This window comes from Streptomyces sp. NPDC002573 (genome assembly GCF_042889625.1).
GTDB lineage: Bacteria > Actinomycetota > Actinomycetes > Streptomycetales > Streptomycetaceae > Streptomyces > Streptomyces gibsoniae.
Genome location: NZ_JBIARC010000060.1, coordinates 21,995 through 45,513, shown reverse-complemented (window position 1 = coordinate 45,513; position 23,519 = coordinate 21,995). Strand labels below are relative to the sequence as shown.

Annotated in this window: 21 protein-coding genes; 6 read left to right on the top strand and 15 right to left on the bottom strand. The window is 68.5% G+C overall.

What is annotated here, in order from left to right:
• Positions 1-82: 82 nt before the first annotated feature.
• The 5 genes from ACFYX0_RS36685 to ACFYX0_RS36665 form a co-directional block, all read right to left on the bottom strand.
• Positions 83-463: a helix-turn-helix domain-containing protein gene (locus ACFYX0_RS36685; RefSeq protein WP_388977306.1), complete on the bottom strand. Its 381-nt coding sequence runs from the start codon at positions 461-463 to the stop codon at positions 83-85.
• 205 nt (positions 464-668) lie between these two features.
• Positions 669-1,733 carry an ABC transporter permease gene (locus tag ACFYX0_RS36680; protein ID WP_388977303.1) on the bottom strand — a complete coding sequence of 355 codons (1,065 nt, stop codon included), beginning with the start codon at positions 1,731-1,733 and terminating at the stop codon, positions 669-671.
• Positions 1,730-4,186: an ATP-binding cassette domain-containing protein gene (locus tag ACFYX0_RS36675; RefSeq protein ID WP_388977300.1), complete on the bottom strand. Its 2,457-nt coding sequence runs from the start codon at positions 4,184-4,186 to the stop codon at positions 1,730-1,732. Before ACFYX0_RS36675 ends, ACFYX0_RS36680 begins: the two co-directional genes overlap by 4 nt.
• 202 nt (positions 4,187-4,388) lie before the next feature.
• A complete protein-coding gene (locus ACFYX0_RS36670; protein WP_388977298.1) occupies positions 4,389-5,111 on the bottom strand; it encodes an SDR family NAD(P)-dependent oxidoreductase in 723 nt (240 codons plus the stop codon).
• A 185-nt stretch (positions 5,112-5,296) separates the two neighbouring features.
• Positions 5,297-6,472 (bottom strand): substrate-binding domain-containing protein, encoded by a 1,176-nt coding sequence (locus ACFYX0_RS36665; protein ID WP_388977295.1) that lies wholly within the window; start codon positions 6,470-6,472, stop codon positions 5,297-5,299.
• Positions 6,473-6,823: 351 nt separating this feature from the next.
• On the opposite strand from ACFYX0_RS36665, the gene ACFYX0_RS36660 reads away from it, so the two are divergent.
• The 3 genes from ACFYX0_RS36660 to ACFYX0_RS36650 all read left to right on the top strand — a co-directional run bounded on the left by ACFYX0_RS36660 (position 6,824) and on the right by ACFYX0_RS36650 (position 10,264).
• A complete protein-coding gene (locus tag ACFYX0_RS36660; RefSeq protein ID WP_388977293.1) occupies positions 6,824-7,723 on the top strand; it encodes an alpha/beta hydrolase in 900 nt (299 codons plus the stop codon).
• Positions 7,724-7,840: 117 nt separating this feature from the next.
• Positions 7,841-9,466 (top strand): flavin-containing monooxygenase, encoded by a 1,626-nt coding sequence (locus tag ACFYX0_RS36655; protein ID WP_388977291.1) that lies wholly within the window; start codon positions 7,841-7,843, stop codon positions 9,464-9,466.
• Positions 9,467-9,493: 27 nt separating this feature from the next.
• The gene (locus ACFYX0_RS36650; RefSeq protein WP_388977288.1) at positions 9,494-10,264 is read left to right on the top strand and encodes an SDR family NAD(P)-dependent oxidoreductase; all 771 of its coding nucleotides are present in this window, start codon (positions 9,494-9,496) and stop codon (positions 10,262-10,264) included.
• A 280-nt stretch (positions 10,265-10,544) separates the two neighbouring features.
• Here ACFYX0_RS36650 and ACFYX0_RS36645 read toward each other — a convergent pair whose 3' ends face one another.
• From ACFYX0_RS36645 to ACFYX0_RS36635, 3 genes are read right to left on the bottom strand one after another with little or no spacing between them, the layout of a single operon-like run.
• A complete protein-coding gene (locus ACFYX0_RS36645; RefSeq protein ID WP_388977285.1) occupies positions 10,545-11,237 on the bottom strand; it encodes a 3-oxoacid CoA-transferase subunit B in 693 nt (230 codons plus the stop codon).
• Positions 11,234-11,929 carry a 3-oxoacid CoA-transferase subunit A gene (locus tag ACFYX0_RS36640; RefSeq protein ID WP_388977282.1) on the bottom strand — a complete coding sequence of 232 codons (696 nt, stop codon included), beginning with the start codon at positions 11,927-11,929 and terminating at the stop codon, positions 11,234-11,236. Before ACFYX0_RS36640 ends, ACFYX0_RS36645 begins: the two co-directional genes overlap by 4 nt.
• Positions 11,926-13,122 (bottom strand): thiolase family protein, encoded by a 1,197-nt coding sequence (locus ACFYX0_RS36635; RefSeq protein WP_388977279.1) that lies wholly within the window; start codon positions 13,120-13,122, stop codon positions 11,926-11,928. The genes ACFYX0_RS36640 and ACFYX0_RS36635 overlap by 4 nt, the downstream gene beginning before the upstream one ends.
• 70 nt (positions 13,123-13,192) lie before the next feature.
• On the opposite strand from ACFYX0_RS36635, the gene ACFYX0_RS36630 reads away from it, so the two are divergent.
• Positions 13,193-14,074: a LysR family transcriptional regulator gene (locus ACFYX0_RS36630; protein ID WP_388977276.1), complete on the top strand. Its 882-nt coding sequence runs from the start codon at positions 13,193-13,195 to the stop codon at positions 14,072-14,074.
• Positions 14,075-14,166: 92 nt separating this feature from the next.
• Here the strand turns inward: ACFYX0_RS36630 and ACFYX0_RS36625 are convergent, their stop codons facing one another.
• Positions 14,167-14,736: a hypothetical protein gene (locus tag ACFYX0_RS36625; RefSeq protein WP_388977274.1), complete on the bottom strand. Its 570-nt coding sequence runs from the start codon at positions 14,734-14,736 to the stop codon at positions 14,167-14,169.
• Between the two features lie 648 nt (positions 14,737-15,384).
• On the opposite strand from ACFYX0_RS36625, the gene ACFYX0_RS36620 reads away from it, so the two are divergent.
• Both ACFYX0_RS36620 and ACFYX0_RS36615 read left to right on the top strand, forming a co-directional pair.
• The gene (locus ACFYX0_RS36620) at positions 15,385-15,765 is read left to right on the top strand and encodes an SH3 domain-containing protein (protein ID WP_388977271.1); all 381 of its coding nucleotides are present in this window, start codon (positions 15,385-15,387) and stop codon (positions 15,763-15,765) included.
• Between the two features lie 540 nt (positions 15,766-16,305).
• A complete protein-coding gene (locus ACFYX0_RS36615; RefSeq protein WP_388977268.1) occupies positions 16,306-16,977 on the top strand; it encodes a hypothetical protein in 672 nt (223 codons plus the stop codon).
• A 396-nt stretch (positions 16,978-17,373) separates the two neighbouring features.
• Here the strand turns inward: ACFYX0_RS36615 and ACFYX0_RS36610 are convergent, their stop codons facing one another.
• The 6 genes from ACFYX0_RS36610 to ACFYX0_RS36585 form a co-directional block, all read right to left on the bottom strand.
• Positions 17,374-18,030 (bottom strand): hypothetical protein, encoded by a 657-nt coding sequence (locus tag ACFYX0_RS36610; protein WP_388977265.1) that lies wholly within the window; start codon positions 18,028-18,030, stop codon positions 17,374-17,376.
• 436 nt (positions 18,031-18,466) lie between these two features.
• Positions 18,467-21,877, bottom strand: a complete 3,411-nt coding sequence (locus ACFYX0_RS36605; RefSeq protein WP_388977262.1) for a LysM peptidoglycan-binding domain-containing protein — start codon at positions 21,875-21,877, stop codon at positions 18,467-18,469.
• A 68-nt stretch (positions 21,878-21,945) separates the two neighbouring features.
• Complete coding sequence (locus tag ACFYX0_RS36600; protein ID WP_388977259.1) at positions 21,946-22,377, bottom strand: pilus assembly protein TadG-related protein; 432 nt, start codon at positions 22,375-22,377, stop codon at positions 21,946-21,948.
• Positions 22,378-22,391: 14 nt separating this feature from the next.
• Positions 22,392-22,844: a TadE family protein gene (locus ACFYX0_RS36595; RefSeq protein WP_388977257.1), complete on the bottom strand. Its 453-nt coding sequence runs from the start codon at positions 22,842-22,844 to the stop codon at positions 22,392-22,394.
• A gap of 5 nt (positions 22,845-22,849) precedes the next feature.
• Complete coding sequence (locus ACFYX0_RS36590) at positions 22,850-23,275, bottom strand: TadE/TadG family type IV pilus assembly protein (protein ID WP_388977255.1); 426 nt, start codon at positions 23,273-23,275, stop codon at positions 22,850-22,852.
• Positions 23,275-23,490 (bottom strand): hypothetical protein, encoded by a 216-nt coding sequence (locus ACFYX0_RS36585; RefSeq protein WP_311699936.1) that lies wholly within the window; start codon positions 23,488-23,490, stop codon positions 23,275-23,277. The genes ACFYX0_RS36590 and ACFYX0_RS36585 overlap by 1 nt, the downstream gene beginning before the upstream one ends.
• Positions 23,491-23,519 lie beyond the last annotated feature (29 nt).

Here is a 23,519-nt window from a genome sequence, read left to right as displayed (position 1 = left end):
GCGGATCGTGCCGGTCGTGAAACGGCACGTAAGACGGGCCTTCCGCTTCACCTTGAACCGGGGCGCCCCCATCCGCTTGCCCTTACGGCGTCCGTATCTTCGACCTACTGCAGTTGTCGAACGCAGCCGCCGCGTTCGCCAGACCGGTGTTGCAGGCCTCCTTGGAGTTCTCCTCCCACCAGTCGGCGAACCGCCGGTCGGCGCGCTTGGCCTCGTTGAACGCCTTCCGCAGCGACGGCAGCGACCACGGACGCCACGCCGTCAGCCCGGCCTCGCCGATGTCGTACGACTCCTCCGCCGCGCGCTGCCACCACGACGCGGTCACCCAGCCCACCGCCCAGTTATAGGCAGCCCGGGCAGCACCACAGTGCGAACGCAACGCCGCCTCCTGGACGGCGTTCGGATCCAGCGCAAACCGGTACGCCTGCACCACGAAACCCGACTGCGGCCGGAACTTCTTCACCCTGAACCCTCCCTCCCACAGGCACGCGAAACGATCACCGGTTCACCCTACCGGCCGCCACCGACAACACCCCGAACTGCAACAGAAGTTGAGGAAAACTGAGATTCGATAACGAAACGCGCAGCAGCTGGCAGCCCCAGGTATGCACAGGGTGGTCCGGGAACTCTGCTCGCGGACCACGCTATGCATACCTGGGGCTCGGTCGTCATCCGGCCGTGGGCAACGCCCGTCGGCGTCGGCGCTGGCCCAGCCCGCGAAGAGCGGGGGCGGCCTGGCGCAGGAGGACCACCGCGGCGAGGACCGCTGCCTGCGCGATGAGTTGCTGAGCGTCGTTCCAGCCCAGCGAGCGCAGCAGCTGACCGAGCTGTGTCAGGAACAGCGCCCCGACGCCGCTGGCCACGATGCTCGCGAGACCGCCGGTCATGGCGGTGCCGCCCAGCACTACAGCCGCGACGGTCGGAAGGACGTAGCTGTCCCCGATGAACAGCCCGGGAGTCCGGGTGTAGCCGGCTAGGAGAACGCCGGCGGCGCCGTAGGCGAGGCCCGCGAACCCGTAGGCGACGACCTGGTAGAGGGTGACACGGATGCCCAGAGCCGAGGCGGTGGGCATGCTGACCCCGATGTAGGTCAACCGGCGCCCGACCGCTGAACGCTTGGTGATGATGCCGCCCACCGCGAGCATGACGACCGCGATGATGAACGTGTTCGGGATACCGAAGGTCCGGTCGACGGAGAACCGGCTCAGGCCGCCTGGCGCTGTGGCCGGCGAGCCGCCGGAGATCGCCAGGACGGTGCCCAGCAGGACCGCGTTCATGCCGAGCGTCACGACCAGCGGCATGACGCGGGCGACCGCGACCAGGACTCCGTTGACCAGGCCGACGAGAGCGGGGGCGATGACGGCGATGGTGACGGCGAGCCACGCCGACCAGCCGTGGGACTGGACCATGCAGGTGCAGAGGGCCGCGGCGAGCGCGATCATGCCCGGCACCGACAGGTCGAGGCCGCGTTGCTGCACGACGAGGGTCTGCCCGGCGGCCGCCATGGCGAGCACGGCGGCGAAAGGCAGCATGCTCAGCAGAGGGGCCGAGCCCAGGCTGCCCTGTGCGATGGCGGGGCTGAGGGCGAAGAGGATGATCGTGGCGACCACGATCCCCACCCAGCTGCCCGACAGGAGGCGGCGCCAGGTGGCGCCCGCGTCGAAGTTGTCTATGGCGTTCCCGTCATGACTCGGGGTGCGGCGGGAGGCGTTGGTGCGTCGGGGGGTGGTCATGCCTGTGCTCCCGTCCGGCGAGTACGGCGCAGTTGCGCGTACAGCACCGCGGCGCCGATCGTGATGAGGCCCGGGAGCCAGTAGCCCCAGGCAGGGGAGAGGTTGAGAAACGGGGAGACATTGACCAGCTGCTGAGCGAGGAGAGCGGCGGCGATGATCCCGATGAACGAACCGCGGCCACCGAAGATGCTCGCTCCCGCAAGCACGACCACGGTCACCGAGTTGAGGGTGTAGGCGAGACCGGGACGGCCGTCACCGATACCGATCTGGGCCATCAGGATGATGCCGGCGGGCAGGACCAGAGCCGAGCAGATCACGTACGAGGTGAACTGGATCAGCCGGATCTTCACCCCGAGACGCTCCGCGGCGTCCGGCTCGGACCCCAGAGCCCGCAGCTCGACGCCCCATCTGGTGCGGCGCAGGGCCAGCTCAAGAAGCAGGACGAGGAGCACCGCGATGATGGTCACCAGCGGAACCGCACCGAAGTGGGCCTGGATGTCGGCGGCCACCGACGGGAAGATCGTGCCGCCCGGCGTGTCCCGCAGGGACAGGTAGATGCCCTGGAGGGCCATGTAGACCGCGAGGGTCGCGACGACCGGGTTGATGCGGAACCAGGTCACCATGACGCCGTTGATCACGCCTACCGCGAGCGCGCCGAGGGCCATGAGGATCAGCCCGAGGACCAGGTTTCCGCCGTCGACGATCCAGTACGACGCGATCACGACCAGGAAGCCCATGAGGGGGCCGACCGACAGGTCGAACCCGGCTCCCATGACGACGACCTGCTGCGCGGCACCGACCAGCAACAGGGGCGCGAGCATGAGCAGGAGGTTGTTGAGGTTGAGCTGGCCGAAGTAGTCGCCGTTGTGCAGCCCGGTCCCGAGACCGAGGAGCACCACGATCAGGGCGATCACTGCCGCGGGGGCCTGGTCGCCGGCCAGCCAGGCGCGCAGTCGGCGACGTTTTGCCGGTCGGGTCTTCTCGTGGCCGCGCACGCTCGTCGAGGTCAGTGCGGCGTGAGCGATGGCCGCTTCGGTGATCTCCTCACCGGTGAGCTCCTCTACGACACTTCCGCGCGACATGATCAGCACGCGGTGGCACAGGCCCTCCAGCTCGACGTTGTCGGAGGAGAGCACGATGACGGCGGCACCGTCATCAGCTGCGGCGCGCAGGATTTTGTACAGATCGACGCGTGCACCGGCGTCGACACCCTGAGTGGGCTCCTCCACCACGAGGACCTTCGGTGCCGCGAGCAGCGTGCGGGCCATGACGGCCTTTTGCTGGTTGCCTCCCGACAGGGAGCTGATCGGCGTATCGGGGGTCGGGGTCTTGATCGCGAGGTTGCGGATCTGGTCCTTCGAGGTGGACTGCGTCTGCACGTCGCTGACCAGGCCGAAGCGTGAGACCTTGTGCAGGGTGCGCGCCACGATGTTCTCGCTGACGCCGAGCGGCAGGAAAACACCTTCGCCGTGCCGGTCGGCAGGCACGTAGACGACACCGGCGTTCGCTGCCACCGCGTTCGAGCCGCGGACCTTCTGTCCGTCGACGACGATCTCGCCCGACGTCGAGACCAGGCCGGCCAGGGCACGGACGAGCTCGGCCTGGCCATTGCCCTGAACCCCGGCCAGGCCGACGATCTCGCCGGAGCGGACGGTCAGAGAGATGTCGTCGAAGCCGTGGCCGGAGAGCTCGGTCACGACGAGTCGCGCGGCCGCGCTCACGGGTACGGGTTCCTTGGCGGGGAAGACCGTTTCCAGTTTGCGGCCCACGACGCGCTCGACGATCTGCTCCTCGGTGACGGCCTCGGCGTCGAAGGTTCCGCGGGTCTGGCCGTCGCGAAGGACGGTGATCCGGTCGGCGATCTGTTTGACCTCAGGGATGCGGTGCGAGATATAGACGACACCGGCGCCGGTCGCGACGGTCTCGCGGACCTTCGTGAACAGACGTTGTACTTCGTCGGCGTTGAGATGCTCGGTGGGCTCGTCGAGGATCAGAACCTTCGGATTCAGCGCGAGCGCCTTGGCGATCTCGATGATGAACCGCTTCTCCATCGACAGATCGGCGACGCGGGCGCGCGGGTCGATCTCCATCTCCCACGGCGCGAGGGTCTCGCGGGCCCAGGCGGCCGCGCGGCGAAGTCCGCCGACGCGCTTGTACCCGACGCCGAGCGCCATGTTCTCCGCCACCGTCAGGTCCGGAAGAAGCGCGGGATGCTGGTGCACGATACCGAGGCCGAGGCTGCGCGCCTGCTCGGGTTGCGCATGCGTGAGCTGGACGCCGCCGATGAGGACGGTGCCGTCATCCGCCGCCAATGCGCCCGAGGCCACCGCCATCAGCGTGGACTTGCCGGCGCCGTTCTCGCCGACCAGGGCGTGGACTTCGCCCGGGCGGACGTCGAAGCTCACCTCGTCCAGCGCGCGCACGCCCGGGAAGGACTTCCCGATGCCCTGCATGGAGAGCACTGATGCGACTTGCCCTGCCGCCTGACTTGCCGCGTGGTGGGACTGGGAGGGGCCGGGGCTCGCACCCTGCTGCGGTGGCCGGACCTGAGTCTCAGGCCGGTTGCTGCCGAAGTTGGTCACGTCGGACTCCTGGAAGATTGAGGGGCGCGGACCCGAGTGGTCGGGCCGGCGCCTCGGCCCGTAGACGGGCCCCTTACTGGGCGAGGTAGCCGCCGTCGATGACGAGCTCGGAACCGGTCACGAAGCTGGCTTCGTCGGAGGCGAGGAAGACGACTCCGGCAGCGATCTCCTCCGGTCGTCCGGCGCGACCCATCGGGGTCTGGGAGATGACGTAGTCGTTCACCTCAGGGGCCTGAGCCTCGGTCAGGGGGGTCCAGATGAAACCGGGATGAACCGAATTCACGCGGACGCATTCCTTGGCGTAGCTGACGGCGGCGCTCTTCGACATGTTGCGCACCGCGCCCTTGGTCGCGTGGTAGGCGTGCGCACCGGCGACAGCGGCGCTGCCCCAGATCGAGGAGACGTTGATGATGCTGCCGCCGCCCTGGGTGATCATCTGTGGGATCACCTCGCGCATCCCGAGCCAGGTGCCGGTCTGGTTGACCGCGACAACCCGGTTCCACTCCTCACTGGTGAGTTCGTGAACGGTTTCATAGGCGATGATGCCGGCGTTGTTGACGAGGAAGTCGACGCGCCCGTGGCGGTCGATGACCCCGGTGATTACACGCTGCCAGTCGGCTTCGCTGGCCACGTCGAGGGACGCATACGTGACGCCTGCGCCGAATGAGTCGTCGGCGGCCGCGCGGCTGGTCGCGATGACGGCCGCGCCCTCGGCCGCCATGGCGTCGACGATCGCGTGGCCGATGCCTCGCGAGGCGCCGGTGACAATGCCGACCTTACCGTCGAGTCGATTCATGGGTGCTCCTCGGATATCCGTACGTGGCTGCGTTGTTGAGTTGCGGCAGGAAAGGGGATTCGGGCGGGAAATCGCCCTCGAAAAGCGATGAGGCCAGCTGCCCGGGCCGTGACGGAAAGTCGTGAAGGCCCGGGCGCCCGCTGGGAATTGCGACGGCCTCACAGCCGACTGGGCTGCTACGCGGACTACTTGTAGAGAGCCCTGATCTGCTCGGTGGTCAGGCCGGAAGAGAGAATCGCGTCAGCGGGCAGCGACTTGTCGTACTTCGGCATCATCTTCGGGTTGGTCGAGTCCTCGATGATCTCCAGGTTGTACGTCGAGGGCTCGGTGTCGGTGATGCCGTTGTAGGCCGCAAGACCCTTGTTGAGAGCAGCCTCGACAACCCAGTTGCGGGACGACTCGGTCGCGATCTGATAGCTCGGGTACTGCTTGTGGTACTGGTACCAGAGCGACGCGAACTCGTTGGAGTCATTGGCCGACCAGACCGGCAGCGGCTTGTTCGCGGCGATGAACGCGCGGATACCGCCGACCGAACCGCCGCCGAAGTCGGAGACGATGCCGTCGATCTTGCCGTACTTCGTGATGAGACCGGCCACGACCTGCTGCGTCTTGCTGACGTCCCAGTCGGTGGCGACGTACCCGTCCGCGTTGAGGAGGTGGACGTCGGGATGCTCCGCGACCGCCTTCTTGACGCCCTCGTAGACGGTCTGGGAGTAGGCGCTGCCGGCGACACCGCCCAGCATGATCAGGTTCCCTTTGCCGTGCATCGCCTTGACGGTCCAGTCGGCGAGGTTCTTGCCGTACGTCTCGACGTTCTCGGAGACGAAGTCGACGTAGTCCTTGCCCGGTGTGCCGCCGATGCTGGAGACGATCGGGACGACCGCCACGCCGGCCGCGGTCGCCTTCTGGATGGTCGGCAGGAGGGCCTGTCCGGCGTCGCCGAAGGTGACGATCACCTTGACGCCCTGGGCGACCATCGAGTTGATGTCCGAGATCGCCTTCTGGGTGTTGTTCTGGGCGTCGGTCACCACGACCTGGGTGATGTTCTTGCACTTGGCCGCCTGGGCCTTGAAGAGCGCGATCGTGGCCTTGCGCCAGGTGTTGTTGTTGTTGCCGTCGGCGTAGCCGACCTTGATCGGCTTGGTGCCGCAGAACTTGCTGATGTCCGGGATGTCGGCCTGCACGCCGACGCCGCCCACCTTCACGGTCGGCCACGGGCCGCCGGAGCCGACGGAGGTGCCAGAGCCACCGGAGCCACCGGAGCCGGTGGAGCTGGTGGACAGACCCCCGCAGGCGCTGAGCGCCATGGCCATGGCGGCGGCGACGCTGGTCGCTGCGACGGCCCGCTTCTTGATGTGCATGGAATCTCCTCGTCGAGAGCGGTGAAGGACCTCGGTGGCCCGAGAGCACCAGGTGTGCGCAGGCGCCGAGCCGTGAGAGCGGAGCGCTTGGCCAGACTCGAAGGCGGGATCGCCGGCGTGCTCGGAGTGACGTGATCGCCTGGGTGAGGGAAACGGGCGCGGTGAGGGCCCCGGCAGAAGGCTGTCGCGAGCAGGACCGTGTGACGCGAGTCACTGTGAGACGGCGGTGTCTCATTTTGTGACAGCGTCCGCCTTCGACGCCTGGGCGTGGTGATCCTCGACTGGCCGGGCCGGCCGTCTGTCGGCCCGAGAAACAGCCAGTACCACCAACGATGACGTTGAGGAGCACCCATGCCCCTTCCCCGTCCTTCAGACCCGCTTGGGGAGATCTACGCCGAGTGGAGCGTGGAGTTCGAGGCCAACCCGGAGATGTCGCTCCAGCTGATGCGCTGGGTCTTCGAGGACTGGCAGCGCGCGACCGCGGAGCCCGAAGGTGTCACCTACGCCACGACCGCCCTCGGTGGCGTGCCGGGCGTCCTCGTGACCCCCCTCGACGCGGATCCCTCTCAGGTAATGGTGGTCATGCACGGCGGAGGGTTCGCGCTCGGCTCCTCCGCCAGCCACCGCAAGCTCGCCGGGCACCTGGCCAGGGCCTGCGGAACGCATGCGTTCGTTCTCGACTTCCGGCTCGCGCCGGAGTTCCCGTTCCCGGCGCAGATCGAGGACGGCCTCGCTGTCTACCAGGCCCTCCTGGACAAGGGCATCAAGGCCGACGACGTGTGCTTCGTCGGCGACAGCGCCGGTGGAAACCTCGCGGTCGCGATGACACTCACGCTGCGCCGCGACGGCCGCCCGCTGCCCGGACGTGTCCTGACGATGTCGCCGTGGCTGAACATGGAGAACAGCGGTGCCACGATCGAGACCAACAACGACACCGACTTCCTGATCACGCGCGAAGGCCTCGCCGGGAACATCGCCCGGTACCTCTCAGGCGGCGCGGACCCGACGGACCCGTACGTCAACCCGCTCTACGCCACCTATGAGGGCTTCCCGCGGCTCTACGTCTGTGCGGCCGACACCGAATCCCTCTTCGAGGACTCCGAGCGCCTGGTCGACCTGGCCGAGAGCGCCGGCGTCGACGTGACGTTCTCCATCGGCAAGGGCATGCAGCACGTCTTCCCGTTCCAGGCCGGACGCCTCGCGCGCGCCGACGAGGAGATCGCCTCCATGGCCGCCTGGTACCGGTCCTGACCGGCACCGTACCGGCGCCCTGGCCAGAGTTCTGACCGCGTCTCATCCACCTTTCCTATTGCGCGCTCCTCTCTGAGTGCCCATGTGTCATCACTCGGTGAAAGGACCGACACATACATGACCAGCAAGCCTGACTACGACGCCATCGTCATCGGCGCCGGCTTCTCCGGCCTGGCGATGCTCCACCACCTGCGCGAGATCGGTCTTTCGACGCTCGTGGTCGACGGCGAGGACGGCGTCGGCGGCACTTGGTGGGTCAACCGCTACCCCGGCGTCCGCACCGACAGCGAGTACAGCTACTACTCCTTCTCCTTCTCCAAGGAGGTCCGCGACGAGTGGTCCTGGACCGAGCGCTACCCGGCCGGCGCGGAGGTCCTGACGTACCTCAATTTCGTCGCCGACCGGCTCGACCTGCGCAAGGACATCCGCCTGTCCACCCGCGTGGACAAGGCCGTCTACGACGAGGACGCGAATACGTGGACCGTCCACCTCGGTGACGGCACCACCCTGACCACGACCTACCTCGTCTCCGGCATGGGCGTCCTCTCGCAGGCGATCTTCCCTGCCATTGACGGCATCGACACCTTCCAGGGCGAGAAGTACCACTCCTCGATGTGGCCCCGCGGCGGGGCGGACCTGACCGGCAAGCGGGTCGGCCTCATCGGGCTGGGTGCCTCCGGCATCCAGATGGTGCCTGAGATCGCCAAGGTCGCCGGCGACTTCCACGTCTTCCAGCGCACGCCGAACTTCATTGTCGAGACCACGAACGACCCGGTGACCGAGCAGGACATGGCCTACCTGCGTGACCACTACGACGAGATCTACGAGAAGGCGGCGAACCACCCCTTCGGCGTCGCGATGGAACCGGCCGAGCACAGCGCCCTCGACGTTTCCGCCGAGGAGCGCGACCGGATCTTCGAGAGCAAGTGGAACGAGGGCGGATTCCACTTCGCCAACGAGTGTTTCACCGACCTGGCGACCAACCATGAGGCCAGCGAGCTCGCCTCGGAGTTCATCCGCAAGAAGATCCACGAGATCGTCGAGGACCAGGACGTCGCGGACCTTCTCTCGCCGACCACTTACTCCTTCAATGGCAAGCGTGTCCCGACCGGCCACAACTACTACGCGGCGTTCAACCAGCCGAACGTGCACCTCGTCGACGTCGCCTCGCAGCCGATCAGCCGGATCTCCGAGCGCGGCGTGGTGGTCGGCGACACCGAGTACGAGCTCGATGTGCTGATTTTCGCCACCGGCTTCGACGCCATGACCGGGACCCTGACCAACATCGACATCGTGGGTCGCGGTGGCCGCACGCTGCGCGAGAAGTGGCTCGCCGACGGCCTCAAGTCGAACCTCGGCATCAACGCCAACGGGTTCCCGAACTTCTTCATGTCCCTCGGCCCGCAGACGCCGTACTCGAATCTGCCGGTCCCGATCCAGCTCGGTGCCCAGTGGCTCCAGAGGGCCATCGCATGGGCACGTGAGAACGACGTTCCATTCCTTGAGGCCACCCCCGAGTCGGAGGCCTGGTGGATGGAGGAGACCGAGCGGGCCGGCAAGGCCACCGTCATGTACTCCGAGGGCAAGAAGGCCAAGGCGTGGTTCCTGGGCGACAACCTCCCCGGCAAGCCGGAGGAGTTCCAGGTCTACATGGGAGGCGGACAGGTGTACCAGCAGTTCTGCCGTGAGGCTGAGGAGGACGGCTACCGCTCCTTCCTGGCCGACCAGTCGGCCAAGGCCTGAGAACTCGACAGGGAAAGGGAAATCGGTATGGGACGGCTGGAGGACAAGGTCGCCCTGATCACCGGGGCCGCGATGGGCATGGGCCGAGCGACCGCGGAGCTGTTCGCGGCCGAGGGCGCCAAGGTCGCGGTCACCGACCTGGACGAGGTCAAGGGCAAGGAGGTCGTGGCGGGGATCCTCGCGGCAGGCGGGATCGCGGAGTTCTGGCGCCTGAACGTCGCCCGGGAGACCGAGGCGAAATCGGTGATCGACGCGGCGGCAGCGGAGTTCGGCGGTCTCGACATCCTCGTCAACTGCGCCGGCATCATCGGCGTCGACAAGCCGACCCACGAGCTCACCGAGGCCGAGTGGGACGCTCTGTTCGCCGTCGATGTGAAGGGCGTCTTCTTCTGCACCAAGCATGCTGTTCCGCACATGATCGAGCGGGGCAAGGGCAGCATCGTCAACTACTCATCCATCTACGGAATGATCGGGAACGACGAGTTCACGGCGTACCACGTGGCCAAGGGCGCGGTCTCGATGCAGACCAAGCAGGACGCGGCCAGCTACGGCAAGTACGACATCCGCGTGAACTCGGTACACCCGAGCACGGTCCTTACCCCGCTGGTCGAGGGCATCGCGGCTGAGTTCCCCGGTGGCCTGCCGGCCTATGAGGAGTACATGACGAGCAATCAGTCGCTGCGTCGCCTGGGTCGTCCGATCGATGTCGCCTACGGGGTCCTCTACCTGGCTTCGGACGAAGCGAGCTGGGTGACGGGCGTGAACCTGCCGATAGACGGCGGCTATACGGCGCGCTGATCGCCCTATTGGCGTCGGCCCGTCTCCGAAGCGCTCGGAGACGGGCCGACGCTGTTGCCCTTGACCTCACCCCGACGAGCGGAAGGGCCCCCCGTTGCAGGTGATGTTCGTGAGCACGGTGCCGTCCGCGTTGCCCGTGGCGAGCGCGGCCAGCGGCTCCCCTGCCGGCAACGCCGCTCCTCTCAGGGCTGGTCGGCACCGGTGGTCGTCTCGCGCTGCATCAGTCCCTCCTGCGGAGCGAGACCGAATCCCGGTTGGCTCAGATGCGGGCCAAAGGAGGTCAGAGCAGCTCGACGTCGAGGCGTGAGCGCAGCTCGTTGAGGGTGATGCCGTAGGTCTGCAGCACGTGGACACCGCCGGGCCGCACGTCGAAGGCGGCGACCTCGGTGTAGACCCGGCTGACGCAGCCGACGCCGGTGAGCGGGTAGGTGCAGTGCCGGACCAGTTTGGGCGCACCGGACTTCGTGAAGAGCGTCATCATCACGTAGACGTCCCTGGCTCCGATGGCGAGGTCCATCGCACCGCCGACAGCGGGGATGTCGCCGGGCTTGCCGGTGTGCCAGTTGGCCAGATCACCGCGCTCGGAGACCTGGTAGGCGCCGAGCACGCAGACGTCGAGGTGGCCGCCCCGCATCATGGCGAAGGAGTCGGCGTGGTGGAAATACGCCGCCCCCGCAAGCTCGGTGACTGGAACCTTGCCCGCGTTGGTGAGATCGGGGTCGATCTGGGCGCCCTCGGCCTTCGGCCCCATGCCGAGCATGCCGTTCTCGGTGTGGAGGACGACGCCGAGTTCCTCGGGCAGATGGTCGGCGATCTTGGTGGGCTGGCCGATGCCGAGGTTGACGAACGCGCCGGCCGGGATGTCCCGTGCGATCACCGCGGCCACCTCGTCCATGCTGAGCGGATGGTCCGCGCTGATCGGCGCCTCGGCCATAAACGCCGGGCGGCTCGAGGCGGTGGAGTCGGTAGTCATCGTGCTCCCTGGACGGTGTAATGGCGGGACTTGACCGGCACGATGCGGTCGACGTACACGGATGGCGTGACGACCGCCTCCGGGTCGAGCTCGCCGAGCGGGACGACTTCGTCGACCTGGACGATCGTGGTGGTGGCGGCGCTCGCCATCACCGGGCCGAAGTTGCGGGCGGTCTTGCGGTAGACGAGGTTGCCCATCGGGTCGGCCCGGTGCGCGGAGATGAGGGCGTAGTCGCCCTTGATCGGATACTCCAGCAGGTAGTCGCGTCCGCCGATGGTGCGCACCTCCTTGCCCTCGGCGAGCGGGGTGCCGACCGCGGTCGGGCAGTAGAACGCGCCGATCCCGGCACCGGCGGCCCGCATCCGCTCGGCGAGGTTGCCCTGGGGCACCACCTCCAGCTCGATCTTCCCCTCGCGGTAGAGAGCGTCGAAGACGTAGGAGTCGACCTGCCGCGGGAAGGAGCACAGCACCTTGCGGACCCGGCCGGCCGCGAGCAGCGCCGCAAGTCCGACATCGCCGTTTCCAGCGTTGTTGGAGACGATCGTGAGGTCCTTCGCGCCCTGCCGGATGAGGGCGTCGATGAGGTCGAACGGCATCCCGGCCAGACCGAAGCCGCCGACCAGGACGGTGGAACCGTCCTCGACCCCGGCGACGGCCTCGTCGGTCGAATCCAGCACGGCGGTGCGGCTCACTTCGACACCTCCAGGTTCTCCAGTACGACGGCCAGCCCCTGGCCGACGCCGATGCAGATCGCGGCCACGCCGTACCGCTCGCGGCGTTCCCTCAGGACCGCGGCGAGGGTCCCGAGGATCCGGCCACCGGAGGCGCCCAGCGGGTGCCCGATCGCGATGGCCCCGCCGCGCTGGTTGACGATCCCAGGCTCGCGCAGACCTTCCTTCAGCCAGGCGTCGACGCAGGCAAGTGACTGGACCGCGAATGCCTCGTTGAGCTCGACCGCGCCGACCTGGTCCCAGGTGATCCCGGCGCGGGCGAGCGCTCGACCCGCGGCCTCAACCGGTGCGTAGCCGAATTCCCGCGGGTCCAGCGCCATCGCGCCTCTGCCCGCGATCCGGCCGATCGGGTCGCGGCCAATGGTCGCTGCCGCTGCCTCAGTGCCGAGGATCACCGCGGAGCCGCCGTCGGAGAGTGGGGAGGCGTTGCCCGCGGTGATGGTGCCGTCCGGCCTGAACGACGGCTTGAGCTGGGCGAGCTTCTCGGTGCTCGAGTCCGGGCGGATGCCCTCGTCGCGGACCAGGTCGCCGACCGGGGTGACCAGTGCGTCGTAGAAGCCGTCCTCCCACGCCTGGTGCGCGAGGCGGTGAGAGCGGACGGCGAACTCGTCCTGGCGCTCGCGAGAGATGCCGAAGCGCTCCTGGAGCTGCTCGTTGCACTCTCCCAGCGAGACGGTCCATTCCTTCGGCATCCGCGGGTTGACCAGCCGCCAGCCCAGTGTCGTCGACACCGCGGTGACGTCGCCCGCAGGGAAGGCCCGCGACGGCTTGGGCAGCACCCACGGCGCCCGCGTCATCGACTCGACACCGCCCACGAGAACGACATCGGCGTCACCCGCCTCGATGGTGCGAGAGCCGGTCATCGCCGCGTCCAGGCTGGAGCCGCAGAGCCGGTTGATCGTCGAGCCGGGCACGCTGGTCGGCAGACCGGCCAGCAGCGCGGCCATCCGGCCGACGTTGCGGTTCTCCTCGCCGGCGCCGTTGGCGTTGCCCCAGGCAACCTCGTCGATCGCGGCGGGATCCAGCGACGGCGCCTGCGCGAGCACACCGCTGATCGCGGCAGCGGCCAGATCGTCGGGCCGGACGCCGGCCAGCGCGCCGTTGAACTTGCCGAACGGTGTCCGTGTGGCGGCGTAGAGGTATGCACTGTTCATGACTCGACGCTAGACGGCACCCCCGATACTGTGAAGTATCAATATCGACGTCGATTGAAACTCTAAAACTATGGATCTGCGCCAGCTCCGTTACTTCGTCGCCGTCGCGGAGGAGCGCCATTTCGGACGTGCGGCCCAGCGGCTCCACATGGCACAGCCGCCGCTCTCGCAGGCGATCCGGCAGCTTGAGGGCGAGCTCGGCATCGCTCTGTTCCACCGCACCACACGTCGGGTCGACCTCACCGACGCCGGCCGCGCCTACCTCGACCGGGTACGGGCGATCCTCGCCGAGGTCGACGAGGCTGCCCACCACGCCCGCCGGGTCGCCGCCGGTGCGGTCGGTCACCTCACCCTCGGTTGCGTCGGCTCGGTGACGTACAGCCTGCTGCCAACGCTGTCGCGTCACCTCGCCACCGAACTGCCCGGCATCGACTTCTCGTTCCGTGGGGAGATGCTCGCTCCGGATCAGGTGGAAGCGCTGCGCAGCGGCGCGATCGACGTGGCCCTGCTGCGCCCGCCCGCGGCCGACCTCTCGCTCACCGTCCACACCCTGCGCCGGGACCGCCTCGTAGTGGCACTCCCGGCCGAGCGCCCACTCGCGGCGAAGACCCGGGTGCGCGCCGCCGACCTCGCCGGCCTCGACCTGATCGTGCACTCGGCGGACCGTCACTCGGTGATGCACGATGTCGTGCTCGGTCTCCTGCGAGACGCGGGCGTCGAGCCGCACATCCGGCACGAGGTCGGGGAGACCTCGACGCTCATCACCCTCGTCGCCGGCGGCCTCGGAGTCGCGGTCGTGCCCGAGCCGGTGACCGCGCTCGCGCTCGACGGCGTCGTCTACCGGCCCCTGATCCGCCCGGCGGCGTCGATCGAACTGGCCGTAGCCCACCGCGCCGACCGCAACGAAACCCACCTGGCTCGCACGATCGAGGTCATTCGCCGACTCTTCTGACCGGCCCGCCGGCTCCAGTCCTCACCCAACACCCGGTGAGCGACGCCGAACCCGAGGTAGGACACGCCCCACCTCGTATTACGTGATGCCTCTTAGCGTTCTGCTTTTTGGAGCTTGCTCACGGACGCTTTCGCCACTTCTTGGAGCATGTTGGGGTGATATCCGTCATATGCGGTCACTGTGATGGTGAGCGATACAGTGCCCACGCCCACCAGGCCAATGGTCACGCAGTCGCTTCGCCTGCCGGAGATGAGACCGACACGGGTAACGGTGGAATCGTCGCCCATGACCGGCAGTGGCAGGGGGGCCAAGTTCATGCGCTGCGTCCCATCTGTGAGATGGGGGCATCCCTTGGCGGAACTACGAGTCTCGTTGATGACCTGCTGCGCATCGGCCGACGAGGCATGGCCGACCAACGAGACCCTGATGCCCATCGTTCCGTCGGTCGTGTTGGCAGTGAAGGCCCGAGTCACCTCGGCAGAGGGGTGGTAGGAGTCTGCGTACGCGTTGGAAGCGTTCAGGAACTCCGTGCAGAGGGGCCCTCCGGAACTCGCTGTGAGCCTTTGGGTCATGAGCCCGGTGCTGTCATGCACTGTGTCGGCTCGCAGGCCCGGAACATCTGCCGCGGCTATCGCGGCAGCCTTGAGCTGGCTCTGCGTCATCGGTGTCTCACTCGCTACCGAAGGCGAAGCGGAACTCGCTTGTGAGCCGGTGAGGTTGGAACTCGGCTGCACCAACCGCCGTGCGACAGTCGGCAAAGGCTTTTGCGGTGCCTGGACCGTCCCGCTGCCACTGCTGCACGCCGACACCGGGATCATGCCCAGGGAGAGAGCCGCTGCGCACGCAACGCGCCTAGCCTTGAGATTCACAGCCCCAACCTTTGGATCATCAGTTCGACCAGTGCGGGCAGTGTAACGGTCGTGACCCTGAGGTCCACGGGCACAGGGCAGCGGCCGGCGCCGGCGGCACGTCATGCCGCCGTACGTCATCGCTTCCTGACAGGCCGAGAGGCGGCGCCGGGGGCTTGAGAGGTTGTCCGCTGCGGCACCAGGACCTCCTGCTGCTCCGTGGTTCGACACCCACGAGCTGTTCAGGAGGTCCCTTCCTCATGCCCTCGCCAGGGCAGGATCACTGGCTTCCTGCGTGCCGGACAGGGTTGCGGATACGGGGGTCGGGATTGGCGACGGCCCTCGGCGCTCCCGCTCCCGGCGCCGGAGCTGAGATGCATGCCGGCGCAGGGGCGTTGCTCCAGCGGGTGATCAGGTCTTCTCGCCCGTACCGCCTGTCGGGAGCGGCAGGTTGAGTCATGCATGCGAAAGAAGAACTACGCAGCAGCCGTCATGGTGGCATTCGCCGTTGTGGCAGGGGCCGCGTGTCCGGCTCCGGCAGTCGCCTCGACGGTCTCTGCGTCCGGTGTGCGGGCCGATTGCAGCCGCTGCGGTTATGAGGTGACGGCGGATGGGGTGAGGCTGCGGACTGGGCCGGGTGCGCGGTACGGCGTGCTCGGCCTGCTGCGTCGCGGCGAACCGGTGTATGCCGACAGGTCCAGGGACGGCTGGTTTCGGGTGTCCCTTGCCTATGGTTCCGGTAGTGATTTCGGCACCCGTAAGACGTCGGGGTTGAAGGAGAGCACTACGGGCTGGGTGGCCTCGAAATACCTGCGGGCGAACGTCTGTACGCAGCTCGATTAGCCGGTGGCAGCGACAGGGGGCTTTGCTGCCAGTGATGCGCCGATTGCGAGAGCAAGCCGTGGACCGTGGACCGCGCGTACTCATCGCCTGCGCGGCCGAGTGTGCTGTTTGTATCTAGCTCGGACCTGCAGTGCATGAACACGGACGGGCTGCTGCTGGTGATTTCTGTGGTGCAGGCCGGAGTACTGGCACGCTCTTTGCCTCCTGGCACACCGGATCGGGCGGGTGGTCGGAACGTGGCCCGCCTCGGGCCATGCCCAGCCGCCTCCGGCAGAGCGCTGGCTGGGACAGACAACTCCGGCATGACGTCACTCGGATGGGTTGGCGCCCTACCTCAGCGTCGGGCACGTGCGGCCCGACGAACATCGCAGCGAGTTCCTGGCTGCTGGCGTGCCTCGAACGCGTCCAGGGTGGCCGCGCAGCGGTGCGGGCGTGTTCGGGTGGCCGGGCGTGCACCTGTGCGCCCGACGGTGTTCGGTAGGAGGGCGTCCGAGTGGTGGGAGCATGTGTCCAGTTGTCGCTCGTTCATGAGGGGTCGTCATGGGTTCCATCTGTCGCGCGGTGCCTCCGGTGCTGCTCTCCTGTCTGCTGCTGGCGGGCTGTTCGTCCGGTTCGCAGTCCGGCTTGGACACCTCGGGGAAGGGCGGAGCGTCGGCGCAGGCGCCGACGGGGAGCTCCGTACCTGCGGGAGCGGTGAAGATTCCGGTGGGGGCGGGGCCTCAGGCGACGTACACGGTGCAGCAGCAGCCGCCCGCGGGCAGCTGCCACTATCGGTACGAGAAGAGCGAGCCCCTCGAGGACCTGTCATGCACTCCGGGTGCGGTCTCGCCGGCGGTGACGCAGGCGAACCTGGCCGCGACGATCTGCCGGAAGGGCGGCTACACCAAGAACATCCGGCCGCCGGAGGCGATCACCGGCAAGGAGAAGCGGGCGAACGCCGCCTCGTACGGCTACAAGGGCAGCCTCGGGGACGCTGAGTACGACCATCTGATTTCCCTGCAGCTTGGGGGTGACCCGAACGACGCCCGCAACTTGTGGGTGGAGCCGGCCGACCCGGGCCACAAGCCGGGCGGCGGGATCAACAACAAGAAGGACCCGGTGGAGACGAAACTTCACACTGCCGTCTGCTCCGGCAAGGTCACCCTCGCAGCCGCGCAGCAGGCCATCGTCGCCGACTGGACCACCGCCCTGTCCAAGCTGGGCCTGAACTGACCAGCCCGGGCAGGCGCCGACCCGGCCACCGCAGTCGGTGCCTGCTCCGTTGCGGGTCGCGGTCGGTTCCAGTGGATCCCGCTCAGCGGTGGTGTGGCGGTTGTGTCCCGGGCGACCGCTCCCGCGAGACCCAGGCTCAGTACGCCGCCCCACCGGGCAGGTCCCCACCGCAGCGCGCTCTCGGCGCGCGGAGCTGTGCGTTGGAAGCCTGGTGCCTTCCCGGCGCCCGGCCCGGCCGCTGATGGGGGAGCGATGCCAGCAGTGAACGGTGGGGTCTGGCTTCGTCTGCGGGTGGCTGTCGTCTGCCGGTGGGCGTGGCGCCTGGAACGTTGACCCCCTTGCGGGAGAAGGGCCGGGCCGGCTGCCGCCGTAGCGGCAGCGTGCTGCCCGGGCGGTTTACTCGGCCTGTGCGGACTGTGCCTCGTCGTTGGCAGGTGTGCTCGTCTGCTCGGCGGTGTCGGGGGCGGTGTAGAAGACGGAGGCGCCTTGCTTGGTGCGCTTGGCCTGGTTCTTGGCTACGAGTCCTTCGAGGGTGGTGCGTACCACGGTGGTTTTGATGCCGCGCTCGGGATGGGTCTTGTCGAGTGCGGTGGTGACTTCGGTCGCGGAGCGCGGTTCGCTCTGCTCGGTGAGGTGGCTGCGGACGAGTTCGACGAGCGTGGGCCGGCCTGTCTTCGCGGCTGCGGCCTTGTCCGTCGGGTTCTTGTCCGTCGGCTTCTTGCTGGTCGTGGCGGTGCCTTGTGTGCCGGCTGCCTTCTTCGCTCGCGTCCGCTTGCCGGTTGCGGACTCGGCAGAGGCCTTCGTGCGCGGAGCAGGTACCGCCGCGCTGTCCGGAGCGGCTGGAGGCTGAACCGGTGCCGGCGCAGTGCCGAGCACCTGCTGCACGTTGACCAGCACGGAGTGGTCGTGCTGCAGTGCGGTCAGTTGTTCCTGCAGCGCGGCGATCTCGGCACTGATGCGTTCCTGCTCTTTGGCGTTGCGTTCGAGGTCGCCTGTGACTTGTGCGGCGTACTGCGATGTCAGTTCAGTGCCGGCTGTCGTGGTCTCGGACATGGGTTGGCCTTTCTCTCGGTTTCCTGACCGGGCGTGCAGCACCTGTGGCGCACGCGCTCAAGCGCCTGTGTTCTCGGACTGGGATCCGAGGGGCAGTGGCGATGACTGCTGCGTGGCCCGGTGCAGAGATAGTACGGATGGGTGGAGTCTGTTGTTCTTCTTGAGTGATGTCTATTTCTCAACCTGAGCTTCACGATCACGATGAGTGACGCTGATGGGAGTCCTGCGGCGGAATGGCTTGAGGCAGGCTGGTGGGGGAGTTGCCACAAGGCGAGGGGAGTGTCCGCGCTGGCGGGTGCGCAACCAGCGCGGCGGCACCGTCGACGCCGTCTCCTGGGGCTGCCACCGCTGATCAGTTCCACGCCGGGCCGGTGGCCCTGGACCTGTCGGATGCGGCACCTCCCGCTGGCAAGCCGAGCACATGCAGGCTGGTCCGTTACGGCGTGTGGCGTACCGCCTCACGCGGTCCGTTGAGGAGTTCGTTGATGAGCTGCTCGGTCTCCGTCTCCAGTGAGCAGTCCAGCGCCTGGTTGATGTGTTGGACGCGGGTGATGGCGGTGTGTAGTCCGGAGCGGTTGCCGGCGGTGTGTTCGATGCGCATCCAGTCGCGGTAGAGGAGTTCTGCTGTGTCGTCGGCGTCGAGTCCGGTGGTGACGGCGTGGCGTGCGGCGGTGAGGTCGTGGTGGGGGCCTTGGGGGGTGCGGTAGGTGGCCACGGTGTGGGCGATGTCGATGATCCGCGTGGTCATCTCTTGCTGGTGGGGCTCGGCCCAGGGCAGCGGCCGGCCGCCGAACGGCTTTCCGCGCACCAGAGTCAGCGCCTTCTCCAAGTCGGCGAGGCCTGAGGGGCCCAGTGGCAGTGCGTGTTCGACGAGTTGGAGGAAGCGGGTCCAGTCGCAGCGCACGCCAGCAGCGAGCCGGTAGGGGTCTGAGCCGGTCTTGCGGCGCGGTACGTAGAGGTTGCCGGCGGGGTCGCTGCCGAGACAGCTGCGCAGGCCCTGCATCCGCGCGTTGAGGGTGCTCGTCGACCACGGGCTGATGGGATCCATGTCGGCGCACAGGGCATCCGCGCTCCGCTCGGGCCGGAAGTACAGCAGGGCGGCGAGCTGTGCCATCCGCGGGCCGTGGCCGGTGCTGTCCACGCCCGTCACCTCGACCGGTCCCAGGACGCGGATCTCTGGGGCGTGCGGGTCGTGTGCGTTGCACTTTTCCGCCTCCGGCGCTGTGGGTTCCTCGACGGCGGCTCCCGGGTCGTCGTCTTCCGTGGGCGCTGCTGTGCCGGTGGACTTCGCAGCGGCCGGGGATGCCGGGGCTGAGGGCACTGCTGCTTTGGTGCCTGGGCCGGTTTCGTCGTCGAGGCGGGTCGACGGTGCGGTGGGGGAGGGAAGGCGGAGCCCAGAGGGGTCTGTGCTGGCGGGGAGCAGGGCCGGGAAGACCTTGCCGCTCACATCCGTTGCCGCTGCCGGCGACGGGATCGAGGCCGCGGCGGCGGGCGCGGTGGACTCCTTTGGCGATGCCTGCTCGGGCTGCTGGATGCTGTCGAGTTCGTCCGGGACGGCCTGCCAGGGCTCCTCGGCCGGGTGGGACGGCTGGCCGGACAGCTTCAACGCGGTGGTGATCTGGAGGTAGGCGGCGTGTTCCAGGCGCTGCACCGTGATGTCGGTGCCGGCGTGGTCGAGGTGCTGGAGTTCGCTGAGCGAGGCGTTGAGGATCTCAGCGTCGGGGAAGTGCGCGGCCGCCGTGTTCGCCGGGGCGATCAGGGTGACGGGGAGCGTGTCGGCCTTGGTGATGACGTCGGCGAACTCCCATGCGGTGTCCGGGTCCAGTGAGGACGCGCACAGCAGCAGATACGGCTGGTGCTGGGTTTTGGGCATCTGGTGGGCTTCCAGCAGGCGTTCGCCCAGGTCGCGCAGCGCGTGCGTGGCCTGGCGCATGTGGGTGATCCGCGCGGTGGGCAGCAGTTGCGGCAGGTCGTCGCCGAATCCCACGGTCACGATTTCGACGTCGGCGGTCCACGGGCTCATCCCGAGTTCCAGGGCGAGTGAGGTGCATACCTCGGTGATGTGGACTGGGTTGCCGTCCAGGAGGAGCGCGGGCAGTTGCGTGAGGTTGAGCAGCAGCAGGTCACCGCTGTCGGTGGTGCCGATCGTGACCAGCCCCGGATACGGTGCCGGCATCTCGCGTGCCGTCTCCTGGTCCAGGAGGGCGGCGTCGGCGGGCAGGATCCACCAGCCGCCTTGCCTGGTGGTGAAGGGAGCGGCTGGTTCCTGGGAGTGGTCCTCGGGAAGTACCTCTACCGTACGGTTTCCGATCCGGGCGGCGCGTAGCGGTGGCAGGGCCGCGTCGGCCTCGTGCTGCTGGGCGATGTGGTGGGCCAGGGTGCGCAGTGCCGCGTCGAGGCGGGCGGCGCCGCCGGGTTCGGCGGCTGCCGCCAGCTGGGCCTCTGCTGCGGAGGTCTCCGAGGCGATGGCGATCTTTTCTCCGGGCTTGCGGCGGCGGCGCTGCAGTGTCCTGCGCAGGGCGAGGGCGCCGGTGATGGCGGCGGCCAGCAGTGCGCCGGCGCCGAGCACGGTGCGCAGGTTCAGCGGGCTGCTGTCGGCCGGTGCCGTCGCCGGGGTCTGGGGCGCCGGGGTGGTGGGGGAGGAGAGCGCAGAGCCGGACGACGCCGCCGGTGGAGAGGCGGCAGGGGGGTGGGCGCTGGCGCTGGGCTGGGGCGTCGCGGACGCTGCTGCCGGCGGAGGGGACTGATCCTGTCCGGGTTGCTTGGCGGGGCGAGTGGACGGTGTGCGGGGGGCCGAGGACTGTGGTGCAGGCGTTGTGGTCCGGCTGGGCGCGGGTGCCTGTGCATTGCTTGTGCTGTCGCCCGTGGTCTGCTTGGCGTCGGGATTCTGGGTGGGTGGGGGAGTGGTCTCCTGGCCACTGGACTCCCCGCCCCGGCCGTGGTCTTGGGTCGGCTGGTCGGGTCGGGCCTTGGGCACGGTGACCTGCTGCCCCGCGAAAATCATGTCCGGGTTGGTGATCTCGGGCAGGCCGTGGGGCTGTGGCTTGCCCCGGCTGGCCTCGAACAGCTGCGGCCATGTGTCGCCGTCGCCGAGCTGTTCCTCTGCGATCTTCGACAGGGAGTCGCCCGAGTGGACCGTGGCGACGTGGCCGCCCTTGTCGTCGGCAGCCGGTGCGCGGTCACCGATCTGTGTACGGACGCCCGCCGCGGCCGCGGCCGTCTCGGGCATCTGGAGCTGCCAGCCAGGCTGCAGGAAACTGTTCGCGCGGAAGACCGTGCCATCGGCCATGGTCCGGCCCTCGTTCAGGTCGGCGATCTCCCGCCACCGCTCGCCGTCCCCGAGTTCCTTCTCGGCGATGCCCCACAGGCTCTCCGCGGGCCGTGTCTCGCGCACGGTGTACGTGGGGGCCTCGGGCGTGCTCGCGGCGGCCGCCGGGACCTGACCGGTGCCAGCGGCTTGCGGAGCCTGGGCCTGGCCTGGCGCGTAGGCCGCCGTGCTGGCAGGGGCGGCCTGGGCGTCGGAGGCCAGGGCCGAGCTGGTGGGCAGCAGGACCAGGATGCTGCCGATCAGGAGCGCTGCGGCACGCTGTGAGGCGCCCAGCCCTCGGGGTGCGTGCCAGGTACGGCCGCGCAGCTGCGCGATCAGCTCGCGTACGGCGCAGAACGTGAACTGCGCCCACCCGATCCAGCCCACGCCGACGAGCAGCACAAGGAACGCCGCTCCGGTGTCCTGGCGGTCCAGCAGGTGCGCGAGGTCGTCGTGGGCAAAGTCCCAGACGACGGGAGTCACCCAGGCCAGTAGCAGCGGCAGTCCCACGACTGCGGCGGCCAGGACGAGCAGGCTCACGCAGGCTTTTAAGGCCCGGCCAAGTGTGTGGCTGGCCGCCGCGTCGGGGGAGCGGGGGGTGGTGCGCATCATCTTCCTTCGGGTGCGGTGACGCCGTGCAGGAGGGTGGCCGTGCCGTGGCCGGTCACCGGTAAGGAGCCGATCCCGACCACCGGCAGGAACTTCGTTGCATACGAGCCGGTGACGGTGACGGTGAGTGTCTTGCCGTCGCCGGAGACGCTGACGGTGCCGGTGACGCCTGCGGAGCGCAGATATGCCTGGGCGGACGCCTGGGCGTCCTGTGGGTCTGCGACGATCGCCTGGCCGCTGATGGCCTTTGCCGGGTCGATGGCCTGTCCGCCTGCCCGGGCAGCCTCGCCGGCGATGTAGTCAGCGCGTTCGGTGGCACGCATCTTGCTGCCGCCGTCGATGGCGAGGCCGATGATGCCGATCAGCGCGACCACACACACGGCGACGAACACGGTGACGCCTCCCCGGTCGTCACCGCGTGCCCGAAGCATCCGATGCAGGATCATCAGTCACCCCGCTGCCGGTACTGGTCCACCACCGAGGTCGCCGTCGAGGTGAGGGTCTTGGCTCCTGGCACGCCCGGCAGCAGCAGGTCGGAAAGACTGACGGTGCAGGTCACGGTCACCGTGGCCGTGCCGACCTGCCCCACCGGCACACTGAGACCGCCGGTGCTGATGTCCACGGATGTCGACGCGCACCTGATGCCCTGGTCGTTGAGGGACTCGGCGGCTGCCGTGTGCGCGGCGCTCTGTGCGGCGGCCGCTGTGCGGTGGATGGATGCTTCCCTGGCCGCGTCCTCGGCCGCAGCGTCGATCTTTGCTCCGGAAGTGACGATGCGTCCGCCGGCGATGGCCAGGCAGATGAACATGATCAGCGAGGGAAGGATGACGGCCGCCTCGATCGCGGCACTGCCCTCATCGCCTCGCAGTGTGCGAGCCCACCGGGCCACGCTGCGCATGCGGTTCACCCCCCGGCCACCGTCCAGCGCTCCACTGGCCCGGACGCCGACTGCGTGACCTCAAGGCCCGGCACACCCGGGATCATCGACAGTGCCGTGCCGGAGACCTGGACCCGCACCCGCTGTCCGTCGCTGCCGGCCACGACGCTGTAGCCGCGCAGGCTGTCACCCGCGGTGCGCCCCAGAACGCTGCGTGCCTGGGCCGCGCCGTCGGCCGGGCCGGCCTGGTACGTGCGGGCGGCGGTGACGCCTTCGCGGGCAGCGGTCAGGGCGATCTGCCGGGCGTAGTACCACATGGAGGCCTGGATGACGGCCGCTGTGGCGAGCAGCACGAACGGAAAGACGATCGCCATCTGGATGGACGTCTCACCGCGGTCGTCGTGCCACCTGCGCCCCTGCCACCAGTGCTTCAGCCGCTGCGGAGGTGACATCACAGGCCGGCGAGCTTGCCGTTGTACTTGGAGATGACGACGGCGATGGTTCCGGCAATCAGTACGGCGCCGGTGACGGCAGCGACCCAGATGATGACGGTGGTCGTGCTGATGTCGCCGCGGTCCGGCCGGCGGGCGGCTTCTTCCAGGCTCTCCTGCACCCGGGTGGTCAGCCAGTGCACCACGCGGTAGGTGCGGGCCGTGGTGGACTTCATGGTCTGTGCTCCTCACGACAGTTGGGTGA